We start from the raw sequence: 9782 nt of genomic DNA, 5'->3' as shown, positions 1-9782 counted from the left end.
CAACGTTTTGTCGCTGCGGGAGTGGCATTCTACTCAACCGCCTTCTCGAGTCAAGCCTTATTTTCAGAGGCTTTATCGAGGCACCGACCGGCTTGTTTGCGTTGCCGCTTGCCCTGTCGATGTGGCGTATTATAGAGACATTGGTCACATTGGCAAGGCTTCGATGCAATAAAATTGCAAAAATCGGCGATTTCTTAGTTATTCATATCCAACCACAGCTTTTGTACAAACTTATCCACAGAACCCCGTCAAAACGGGCCCTGAGCGGGGCTTGATATCCTCTTTATCCCCCCAAGCGGCCATGACCAGAAACCGGATACCTATATAAAGGAGAGCAAGCAGGGATAGATGGCGGCATCAAATCAAACCAATCCAGCCTCGGCCACCCAGATTGCGATCAGCTCGGCCGCAGGCAGGTCGAGGCAACCCGTTACATTCTGGCCCGCCCAGAGCGGTGAGAAGTCATGGCTCCCGCTCTTTTCTGCCGCACCACGCAAAGGAGCCAATGCCGCACTGGCATGGGGGAAGGCGGGCGCCGAGGCAGAGAGCGGGCCCAGCTCCCGCATCAGGCGGTTGACGATGCCTCTGGCGGGGCGGCCGCTGAACAGGTTGGTCAGGGCCGTGTGCTGGCCTTGCGCCGAGTGAATGGCCACACGGTGCAGGCGCGAGGTCGTCGCCTCATGACTACAGAGAAAGGCCGTCCCCATCTGCACAGCGCTCGCCCCCAGCGCCAGGGCGGCACGGATCCCCTTGCCATCGACTATGCCCCCCGCCGCTATGACCGGCAGCCCGACCGCCTGCACGATCTGCGGCAGCAGGGTGAAGGTGCCCTGTTGCAGGCTGAGGTCCTCATCGAGGAAGTGGCCGCGATGGCCCCCCGCCTCCAGCCCCTGCGCGATGATGGCGTCGGCGCCATGTTGCGTCAGCCAGACAGCCTCCGCGACCGTGGTCGCGCTGGCCAACACCCGGGCGCCCCAGGCTTTCACGCTGGCAAGCAGCGCGGGCGCGGGCAGACCAAAGTGAAAGCTGACCACGGCGGGCTGGAACTCGGCCAGGATGGCGGCCTGCTCCGCACTGAAGGGGGCTCGGCCAGGCACACTGAGGACGGCATCGGCAGCCAGCCCGAACTCGGCATAATAAGGCGCGAGCGCCTGTCGCCAACGGCGTGCCTCTACCGGGTCTGGCTCGGCCTGACGGTGACAGAAGAAGTTGATGTTGAACGGTTGGCCACGCTCCTTGAGTACCCTCAATGCCTGGCGCAGCTCGGTCGGGCTGAGCATGGCGGCTGGCAGGGAGCCGAGCCCCCCGGCGGCGGCAACCGCCAGTGGCAGGGCACAGTCCTGTACCCCCGCCATGGGGGCCTGAATGATGGGATAGCGGATCCCGAGTTGGGAGAGCAGCGTCATGCCCCTGTCTCCTGTCGTCCTGCCTGGTCCGGTTCGGCTTGCAGCTGAGCGCGGGCCAGGGCGATGGCTCCCTCGATGGCGCCGCGCGCCTGCGGGCTGTTCTGCCAGCAGGTCGAGCCCAGCAGGCTGGCCACCAGCTTGACGATATGGGTCGCGTCAGCCCCTGCCAATTCGTGCAGGCTATGGTAGCCCAGCTGCTCGAGCCGCCCGATGACGGTGGGGCCCACCCCTTTCACCCCGAGCAGCAAGCTTCGCTCCGGCGTAGAGAACTGTTTCATGGTGGTCATGGCTCAAACTCCTTTCCGATGGCGGTATTTGAACATCAGGCCCGCAAGGGGCCTGATGAAGATAAAGAGGGGTCAACGCACGCTGCGTAGCAAGAAATCCGGCTGACCACAGGAACGCTGCTCGCGCTTTTGCATCTCGTCCGAGCAGGGGACGGCATCAGTCCCTTCCTTATTGACGCAAACGTAGACCTCCCGCAGGAACCGGCCACCATCGGCGCAGGCGATGGTGATGCTGTCCGGCGCCAGCCACTCATTGGCATCGGCCAGATCGGCCTTGAGCTGGAAACGGCTCTTGCGCAGCGGCTCGTCAGGAGCCTGATAGGCAGCAGGCAGCTTCACCTTCTGGCGCAGCTCGCTGGCCAGTTGATGGAATTGCGGCTGGCTGAGGCCGGAGCAGGTGCCATGCTTCTGCCACTCATGGCGATAGAGGAAGCGACTGGGATAGAGCCCGGCAAACTCGCGCTCCATCTCGGGATCCAGCGGTTCAGCGCTGCAATCGCTCGGATAGCCACGCTGATACTGGGGCCAGAGGCCGTGCAGCACGAAGCCCAGCTGGCGGCTGCACTGCTCCCGATCGCCCGGCTTGACGGCGCAGTGCTCCGGCGACCAGGAGAGTGCCAGGGCGTAATAGTCAAAGTCGCCCGCCCGTCCCTTGCCTTGTACGGCCGAGGCACAGAGCAAGACTCCCACCAAGAGCAGCATCATCTTCTTCATTTCTCAGCCTCCATCATCGCAATCCGGCCCATTCTGACGAGGAACACAATCCGCCTGCCGAGCCACATGCTCCCATACCAGGGAGTCAAAGAACAACCATCTGAAATATCCCTACTAAAGGAGGGTCAGACCAGTAAAGGGTTTCCCCCTCCAAAACAGAGGCGTAAGCTGACTCTCCGGCGAGCCTCTGCGTCCCGCCATTTTCCCCGATTTCATCAGCAACAGGACATGACATGATCCGCAAGAATCCCTCCGGTCACCTGCCCGTTATCGACGAATCCGCCTATATCGACAAGACCGCCATCATCTGCGGCAAGGTGATCATCAAGGAGAACGTGTTTGTCGGCCCCTACGCCGTGATCCGCGCCGACGAAGTGGATGCCAGCGGTGACATGGAGCCCATCGTCATCGGTGCCAACTCCAACATTCAGGACGGGGTGGTGATCCATTCCAAGTCCGGTGCGGCCGTCACCATCGGCGAGTACAGCTCCATCGCCCACCGCAGCATAGTGCACGGGCCCTGCGAAGTCGGTAACCGGGTGTTCATCGGCTTCAACAGCGTGCTGTTCAACTGCCACATCGGCGAAGGCTCCGTGGTGCGCCACAACTCGGTGATCGATGGCTGCGATCTGCCCCCCGGCTTCTACGTGCCTTCCACCACCCGCATCAACCAGCAGAGCGATCTGGCTCAGATCCCGCGCGTCACCGTGGATGCCACCGAGTTCTCCGAAGACGTGGCCCACACCAATATCGATCTGGTCAAGGGATACAAGGCACTCTCCAACGAGTTCTGATCCCATTGTCCTTTTCTGAAAACACAACGGGCGCCTCGGCGCCCGTTGTCATCTCACGCAACCATCACTAGCACTTCTTCAGGCTGATATGCCAGTTGGCGCCTGACTGTACCTGATGCCTGGCGGCGAAGCTGTCCATGTTGAGCGCTACCGACACCTGCAACAGGCTGTTGAGGTAGACCAGCGGCTGCCCCTCAGGCACATCGCCGAAGCTGCTGACGTAGGGGGCCTTGCCCTCATATTTCAGCGCTTCTCCCTCGCTTATCCGGAAGCAGGCCTGATCCCCCTTGCCGATCCCCGCCTTGGTGAGCAGGGTCTCGTCGATGTTGGTCCAGACGTTGCCGTACTGCACATCCAGGATCGGAATGGTGCCCTTGAGGGAACCATCGGCCGCGGCCACCGCCGGCTGATAGGGGATCCGCACCACCTCGGCGGGCAACAGCGGCCCCACCTGCTCGTAGCTGATGGCGCCGGAGGCGAGTCGCGCGCCGGTGTAGGCGTAGACGTCGCGACCGTGGAAGGTGTAGGACTTCTCGGAGCCCTTGAGGCGATTGCGTTTCTCGTCGATCTGGCGCACCGCCTCGATACCGAAGTGCTCGGCCACCAGGGTCAGGGTGCCGTTGTCCGGCGAGACGATGTAGTGGCCGCTCTTGGTCTTGAGCACCACCGAGTGGCGCGCCGTGCCCACCCCCGGATCCACCACACTCACGAATACCGTGTCCTTGGGCCAGTAGTTGATGGTCTGATAGAGGCGGTAGGAGGCCTCCCAGATGTTGTAGGCCGGGATCTCGTGAGTCAGATCATAGAGCGGCAGGGTGCGGTCCACCCCGAAGGCGACCCCCTTCATGGCCGACACTGCGCCGTCTTTCAGGCCAAAATCGGTCTGGATCACCAGCGCCTCATTGGCGAAGGCGCAGCTTCCCGCCAGCAGAAGGGAGAGCGCAATGATGCGGGGAGCGGTACGAATATCCATATCAGAACTCCTGAAGCCTAGGGATTTAATAGCCATTTAGACATCCAGAATGCCATGGTGAATCCACTTTGCAAGCCGGCCACACCAGATGGGGGGAGAAAGCGCTCGCCCAGGCGCACGAGCGGGTGTATGAATCGTCTTATCCAAGGGATCGCAGAGGGATCGACATGAGGGAGACAGGGAGCCCCAGGCTGTCACTGAGCCTGGGTGAGCAGAGCAGCGGGGTGCAGATCACCCGGGCCGACGGCACCACCATCACGCACCGGCTGGCCTTCGGTCTCGCGGCCATGACGCCTGGGCCCTTTCGCCAGGATCCGCCGACGGCCCTCGAGCTGGAGCAGGCCATCATGGTGGTGGAGGATGCACTGATGCCGCTGGCAGCCGGAATCCCGCCTCACCCCGTGCTGATCCTGCACAGCCCGCTCCCGCTCGCCAGCATGCTCGGCAACCAGGAGCTGAGCCGGGAGAGCATCGAGCAGCTGTTCGGCCAGTTTGTCGCCATGGTCGAGGGAGATCCGCTGGCGGCGGCGCAACTGCCCAAGGATCGTCGCTTTGCCGCCGCGCTGCTGATCCTGCGGGAGTGGATGCACCACCTGGATGCCGGGCGGGTGCTGCTGGCCGATTAGGCCGCCGCACGCTCGAAACGGGGGCGCGACACAGCCCAGGCCTCGTGAAATAGAGGGAGATGGCCTGCATGACGCCGCTGAGCAGGGGCCAAACTCCATCGACGAAATGCGGCCATGATAGCGCCTGGCGTCAGCCTCCTTCGCAAGACGCCGGGCAGACAGGTGCGCCTCGTTCGCCATACCAATAGCCTGACTCGCTATCTCCTTGATATTTATCGTCGCGTCAGTTAACAAAGGCATCATTGGCGGATGCTCTGCGCTACAACTTGTTTATACTGGGGCGAATCAGTTGATGAGCGGCTCCATATAGCCCCCTAGGAAACCCATAGGCATGTCTGTATCGAGAATGCGCGACATACCCCGCAAATGGCTGCTTCGGCTGACCCTGCTGTGCCTGGTCCTGTCGGGTCTGGCGCTGGTGCTCTACTACACCTACCTCAGCATCCGGCATGACATGCAGCTCATCACCGCCAAGCAGCAGAACGTGTTCGAGGTCTACTATCAACGGGCCCGCATTCTGGAGCCGGAACATCTGGCCCAGTTCGTCGACGGCAGCAGCATCAAGGCCCCCATCTTCAGCGAGAACCAGGATGCGACCGTCTATGTCTATGGCTATGACGTCAAGTTCCGCGATCGCATCGCTGTCATCCCCATACTGCCGCCCACCAGCGAGATGCTCATCGCCTACCAATATGCCCTCTCCTATCCCGATGTCATCAATCTCTATGCCTTCTACGACGACTATCGCCTGCTCGGCATGGTGGCCGACAAGCAGATCCTGCCGAGGCGACTGCTGCCCAGCAACACCAGGCTGGATGACCTCAAGCCCTGGCGTCACTACTTTGGCTGCGCCGCCTTCGCCTCCACCCATGTTCCCTGCAGTGCGGACGAGGCCCAGGTATCCGAGATCTATACCGACGCCTTCACCCAGTTGCAGACCATCACCATGTACTTCCCCTTCGTCTTCTACGACCAGGCGAAAAGGGACTATCGCTATGGCCTGTCGGGGATAGACATCGACATCCATGAGGCCTTCAAGGCCGTGTTTCGCCCCTTCGAGACCCTCAACCCGAGCCGCACCGTCATCTCCTTCGATGCCGCCGAACCCTGCCGTTCCTGGCACCTCTGCCTGAGCACCCGCCTCATGCAGACCAAGGCCGGCGCGGATCTCTATCTGAAATGGTCCTACGGCTACGGCGACTTCGTGCGGGTGGCGCTCTATGGCCCCGCCTTCAAGCTCTACCTGATCGCCCTGCTGCTACTGATGCTGACCGGGCGGCGGGCCTATGCCCGGTTGCGGACCCTGGCCTACACCGATCACCTGACCCGGCTGCCAAGACGGGACATCCTGGACAATGCCCTGCTGCAGGAGCATGACTACCTGATGATCCTGGACATCGACAACTTCAAGTCGGTCAACGACATCCATGGCCACGCGGTGGGGGACATCGCCCTCGCCGCCTTCGCCCGCCATCTGCAGGAGAACATCCGCAAGGGGGACTGCGCCATCCGCTGGGGGGGCGAGGAGTTTATCGCGCTCTACAAGGGGCTGGAGGATGAGGCGGCGATGCGCCACGCGGCCTCCCGCCTGCTGGAGCAGGAGCTCCGGCTTCCCCAATTGCCCGGCCCCATCACCTTCTCGGCAGGCATCATCCGCATCCGCGATTATCTGACGGTGTCCGACGCCATCACCCTGGCCGACGAGCTGCTCTATCACGTCAAGCAGCACGGCAAACACAACATCGCCCACTATCAGGGGCAGCACATCGAGCTCATCAGGACTCCCGAGAGCCCGACCGGCTGATCCCGCACTGCTGACGCTCCTTGCCGGCTCCCTGCGCGTCGGCAGGGGCAATCGCCTTCTGCTGTGGGGGGCGCTTCTGCTACCATCGCGGTCACTATCCTGTTTCCGTCACGGTCCCGGCCGCGACGACCCCATACTGGTGCCCCTATGTCCCTAGCCTCCTTCACCGAATTGGCCCTCTCCCCTCGCCTGCTGCAGACCCTGAGCGAGCTGGGTTACGAGACGCCGACCCCCATTCAGGCCAGCGCCATCCCGGTCGTTCTGGCCGGGCGCGATCTGATGGCCGGCGCCCAGACCGGCACCGGCAAGACCGCCGCCTTCGTGCTGCCCATCCTGCAGCAGTTGCTGACCGCGCCGAGGGAGGCCGATGAGGGCAGACCGATCCGCGCCCTGGTGCTGGTGCCGACCCGCGAGCTGGCGGTGCAGGTACACGAGAGCGTGCTGCGCTATGGCCAGGACACAGGTCTCACCAGCGCCCTGGTCTACGGCGGTGTCAGCATTGCGGCCCAGGTGGAGGCGCTAAAGAACGGGGTGGATCTGCTGATCGCCACCCCGGGCAGGCTGCTCGATCATCTGCGCCAGGGGGCTCTGAGCCTGTCCCGGCTCGGCCATCTGGTGTTCGACGAGGCGGACAGGATGCTCGACATGGGCTTTATGGACGAGATCAAGGCGCTGCTAAAGCAGATCCCCACCGATCGCCAGACCCTGCTGTTCTCCGCCACCTGCGATGACAACCTGTTTGCCCTGAGCCGTGTGCTGCTGCGTGACCCCGAGTTGATCGAAGTCGCGCCGCGCAACACCACGGCGGCGGAGGTGGAGCAGCGGATCTATGCGGTGGACGGCGATCGCAAGCTGGCACTGGTGGAGCACCTGCTCAAGGTGAAGGGCTGGGCGCCGGCGCTGATCTTCAGCCGCACCCGCCAGGGGGCCGATCAGCTGGCCCAGCGGCTCGGCAAGGCTGGCATCAACGCCCTCGCCTTCCATGGGGATCTCTCCCAGGGGGCGCGGGAGAAGGTGTTGCAGGAGTTCAAGGCGGGCAGCCTGCAGGCCCTGGTCGCCACCGACGTGGCCGCCCGCGGGCTGGATATCCAGGAGCTGAACTATGTGATCAACCTGGAGTTTCCACATCAGCCGGAGGATTACGTGCACCGCATCGGCCGCACCGGTCGCGCCGGCAACAAGGGGCTCGCCATCACCTTGTTCAGCTCTGAGGATGCGCCACTCTTGGAGAAGGTTGAGGCCGTGCTCGACAGCCGATTGCCCCAGCAGTGGTTCCCCGGCTTCGAACCGGATCTCACCCGCTCGGAACCCGAGCCGCGCCGCAACAGCAAGGCGGCCCAGAAGCAGCGCGCCAGAAAACAGGCCCTGGGCACCAAGAGTGGCAAGGGCAAGCGTTAAGCCCCACATCTGGTTTCAAGCCCACCCATCTCGGCCAAAGACGGCCTCCCCCCTCCCATAGAACCGCCCCTCTGCTCCCACACGGGAGCATGGGGCAGCCATCACCGCAGAAGCGTAACGCCCTCAGCCCTCAGCCCTCAGCCCAATGCTTTCCCGTTGCTGAATGGCGGGTAAGGTTGTGGCGATCCTACTGATCTTTTTGTCAAAAACCACTGGTGAGTTCCCGGATTGCACTGGTCACACCTCCTATAGTGGGCTGGCAGAACGGCTCCAGCCGTCTCCCATTGATATTCAGAACGAGGGCTTCCCCATGAAAAGACCCACACTACCCCAGCTAGCGGCATTCTGTATCGTGCTGCTGGCGACGCTCTGCTGGTCACTGCCTACCCCGGCAGGACTCGCACCGGCGGCCTACCACACCGCCATCCTGTTTATCGCCACCATCCTTGTCATCGTCACCAACATCGCCCCCACCGGTTATATCGCCATCGTCTCCCTCGCCCTCTATGCCGTGCTCCATGCGGGTGGCGAAGTCACACCCAAGGCGGCCATCGAGGGCGCGCTGGTCGATTTCAACCACCCGCTGATCTGGCTCATCGTCATCGCCTTCATGATTGCCAGCGCCTTTGCCAAGACCGGGCTCGGCAAGCGGATCGCGCTGTTGCTGCTGAGCCGCTTCGGGCAATCCACCCTGCGCTCGGCCTACTGCCTGGCCGTCGCTGACTTTATCCTGGCCCCCGCCACGCCGAGCAACACGGCGCGGGCCGCCATAGTGGCGCCCATTGCCGACTCCCTGGCCAAAACCATCAACCAGCAGGATCGCAAGCTGGGCCAGTTCCTGCTCTCCAGCGTCAGCGCCATGAACGATGCCTCCGCCGTCGCCTTCAGCACCGGCTTTGCGGGCAATCTGGCGCTGGTTGGCATCGCCGCCAGCGTGGCGGGCCTTGCCGTCGGTTTTCGCGAATGGGCACTCTATCTGCTGCCACCGGCCATAGGTCTGCTGCTGATCATTCCGCTGGTGCTCTATCTGGTGATCCGGCCAGAGACCAGAAAGACCCCAGACGTTCCCCGCTTCGCCCGAACCGAGCTGGCCAAGATGGGCCCCCTGTCACGGCACGAGAAGAGCCTGCTTGGCGTGTTTGTCGGTTTGGTGGTGCTCTGGATCGGCGGTAACAACCTGGGGCTGGATGCCACCACGGTCGCCTTTCTCGGCCTAGCCGCCCTGCTGCTGCTCGGCGTGCTGACCTGGAACGACGTCAAGGGCAACAGCGCAGCCTTTGATACCCTGATCTGGTTCAGCGTGTTGATGGGGATGGCCGACAACCTCAAGCAGGTCGGCTTCACAGACTGGCTGGGGAACGCACTCTCCCAGTTCATGCACAGCACCCTCGGCGGCTTTGGCACCATGTCCATGCTACTGGTGGTGATGGGGCTCTACCTCTTCACCTCCTACGCCTTCGCCTCCGGCACCGCCAAGGTGGTGGCGCTGGCTCCGGTCATCACCGGCGCCCTGCTGGCGGTCGGCGTGCCCAAGGAGATGGCCATCTTCAGCATCGCAGCCATCACCAATGTGGGCTGCAACTTGGCCACCTACTCCCATGCCCGCATCCCCCTGCTGCTCGGCATGGGCTATCACACCAGCGGCGAGTGGATGCGTATCGGCCTGGTGATCGCCCTGGCAGGCTTCGCCGTGGTGATGGCCATTGGCCTGCTCTGGTGGCCGCTCCTGATCTGAATGCATGAGGGCCCGATACGGGCCCTCTGCTATTAGCGAACAGGA

Annotated in this window: 10 protein-coding genes; 6 read left to right on the top strand and 4 right to left on the bottom strand. The window is 62.9% G+C overall.

Annotated elements, in window-relative coordinates; genetic code table 11:
* Window positions 1–275 (top strand): hypothetical protein (locus KW821_RS18395; RefSeq protein ID WP_218292468.1); only part of this gene is annotated, 275 nt, incomplete at its 5' end.
* Window positions 276–362: 87 nt separating this feature from the next.
* On the opposite strand, the gene KW821_RS18390 is transcribed toward KW821_RS18395, so the two are convergent.
* The 3 genes from KW821_RS18390 to KW821_RS18380 all read right to left on the bottom strand — a co-directional run bounded on the left by KW821_RS18390 (window position 363) and on the right by KW821_RS18380 (window position 2407).
* Window positions 363–1406 (bottom strand): nitronate monooxygenase family protein, encoded by a 1044-nt coding sequence (locus KW821_RS18390; RefSeq protein ID WP_218292467.1) that lies wholly within the window; start codon window positions 1404–1406, stop codon window positions 363–365.
* The gene (locus tag KW821_RS18385) at window positions 1403–1693 is read right to left on the bottom strand and encodes a helix-hairpin-helix domain-containing protein (RefSeq protein WP_218292466.1); all 291 of its coding nucleotides are present in this window, start codon (window positions 1691–1693) and stop codon (window positions 1403–1405) included. Before KW821_RS18385 ends, KW821_RS18390 begins: the two co-directional genes overlap by 4 nt.
* Before the next feature lie 72 nt (window positions 1694–1765).
* The gene (locus tag KW821_RS18380; RefSeq protein WP_218292465.1) at window positions 1766–2407 is read right to left on the bottom strand and encodes a ribonuclease; all 642 of its coding nucleotides are present in this window, start codon (window positions 2405–2407) and stop codon (window positions 1766–1768) included.
* Between the two features lie 233 nt (window positions 2408–2640).
* On the opposite strand from KW821_RS18380, the gene KW821_RS18375 reads away from it, so the two are divergent.
* Window positions 2641–3201, top strand: coding sequence for a carbonate dehydratase (locus KW821_RS18375; RefSeq protein ID WP_218292464.1), 561 nt, complete (start codon window positions 2641–2643; stop codon window positions 3199–3201).
* Between the two features lie 67 nt (window positions 3202–3268).
* Here KW821_RS18375 and KW821_RS18370 read toward each other — a convergent pair whose 3' ends face one another.
* On the bottom strand, window positions 3269–4174 hold the full coding sequence (locus KW821_RS18370) for an S-adenosyl-l-methionine hydroxide adenosyltransferase family protein (protein ID WP_218292463.1): 906 nt from the start codon (window positions 4172–4174) through the stop codon (window positions 3269–3271).
* A gap of 167 nt (window positions 4175–4341) precedes the next feature.
* Between KW821_RS18370 and KW821_RS18365 the strand changes: the two genes are divergently transcribed.
* The 4 genes from KW821_RS18365 (at window position 4342) to KW821_RS18350 (ending at window position 9737) form a co-directional block, all read left to right on the top strand.
* The gene (locus KW821_RS18365; RefSeq protein WP_218292462.1) at window positions 4342–4800 is read left to right on the top strand and encodes a hypothetical protein; all 459 of its coding nucleotides are present in this window, start codon (window positions 4342–4344) and stop codon (window positions 4798–4800) included.
* 331 nt (window positions 4801–5131) lie between these two features.
* Complete coding sequence (locus KW821_RS18360; protein ID WP_218292461.1) at window positions 5132–6604, top strand: GGDEF domain-containing protein; 1473 nt, start codon at window positions 5132–5134, stop codon at window positions 6602–6604.
* A gap of 147 nt (window positions 6605–6751) precedes the next feature.
* Window positions 6752–8002, top strand: a complete 1251-nt coding sequence (locus tag KW821_RS18355) for a DEAD/DEAH box helicase (RefSeq protein ID WP_218292460.1) — start codon at window positions 6752–6754, stop codon at window positions 8000–8002.
* Between the two features lie 310 nt (window positions 8003–8312).
* Window positions 8313–9737, top strand: coding sequence for a DASS family sodium-coupled anion symporter (locus tag KW821_RS18350; protein ID WP_218292459.1), 1425 nt, complete (start codon window positions 8313–8315; stop codon window positions 9735–9737).
* Window positions 9738–9782 lie beyond the last annotated feature (45 nt).

This window comes from Aeromonas sp. sif2416, assembly GCF_019218665.1.
Taxonomy (GTDB): domain Bacteria; phylum Pseudomonadota; class Gammaproteobacteria; order Enterobacterales; family Aeromonadaceae; genus Aeromonas; species Aeromonas encheleia.
The sequence above is the reverse complement of the archived record's forward strand: the minus strand, read 5'-3'. Positions and strand labels throughout refer to the sequence as shown.